The sequence below is a fragment of the Methylobacterium nigriterrae genome (assembly GCF_037106235.1).
In the GTDB taxonomy this organism is placed as follows: Bacteria; Pseudomonadota; Alphaproteobacteria; order Rhizobiales; family Beijerinckiaceae; genus Methylobacterium; species Methylobacterium nigriterrae.
Genome location: NZ_JBAWTG010000407.1, coordinates 1 through 1,065 on the forward strand (window position 1 = coordinate 1; position 1,065 = coordinate 1,065).

Sequence of the window (1,065 nt, forward strand, 5' to 3'; positions counted from 1 at the left end):
GTCGAACAGGATCTGGATGTACCAGCGCAGCGGCAGCAGGTCGCCCCAGAGGCGCGCGAACCCGTTCATGGCGAGCACCGGAAAGCCGACGCCTGCGAATCCGAAGGCCGGATTGCAGATGATCGCGGTCAGGCTCATGCCGAGCGCGAGATTGCCGGTCAGAAGCTGCAACAGCGCGCCGAGCGACAGATAAGCCGCGACCAGGAGGATCGCCGCCGCCCCGATGAGAAGGGAGTCGCCGCGGAACGGGACATGGAACAGTCCATGGATGAGGCCGGCCTCGGCGGCCATCATCAGCAGGAAGATGCCGAACAGCGGCGCGAGCTTGCCGACCAGGGCAGTGAGGCAACTGCCGCCGGCTGCCCGGAGCCAGGCACGGCGGCTGCGTCGCGAGAACTCGGAGCCGACGGCATATCCAGCGGCGATCGCCGTGATGACGTGAAGGACGTGCGGGAGCACGGCCCGCAACAGGAACTGGGCGTAGTTCAAGGCAGGATTGGTCAGCACGTACTGCTCGAGCACGAGAGATCCCGGCGCGTACGATCTGCCCCGTGATGCTTCGGTCGGAGCGAGCGTCGCCGTTGCCGCCGCGATGCCGGCCGACAGAGCCGCGGACGCACTGTTGCCCGGCGTGAAGTATTGACGGTTGTAGAGGACGACGATCTGAGGACGCCGATCCGCGACGAAATCGCGCTCGAAATTCTCCGGGATGTAGACGGTCGCAATTGCCTCGCCGGATCGAACCGCGTGCATCGCGCTCGTCATGTCGCCGGATCGGTGCGCGACGCTGACGCCCGGTGCTGAGGCGATGGCCTGGACACAGACCAGCGACGTCGGCGAGCGGTCGGCATCGACGACGCTGACCTGGAGGTTGCGGATCACGACATTGCTGAACGTCGCGGCGAGGATCGCCACGGCGATCAGTGGAACCCCGAGCGCGAGGAAGAGCGCGAGGCGGTCGCGCCACATCCAGCGCAGTTCCCGCGTCGCGACGAGCAGGAGGCCGGGCTGCGCGGGCGGCTTCATCGCCGGGCACGCGGCCAGTCGGCGTAGACGCTCATCCCG

The 1,065-nt window shown here is 67.4% G+C and carries 1 protein-coding gene; it reads right to left on the reverse strand.

Translation table 11 applies throughout. The features are described 5' to 3' along the window. On the reverse strand, positions 1–1,026 hold a 1,026-nt coding region (locus WDW90_RS37430), incomplete at its 3' end, for an ABC transporter permease (protein ID WP_336492774.1). Positions 1,027–1,065 lie beyond the last annotated feature (39 nt).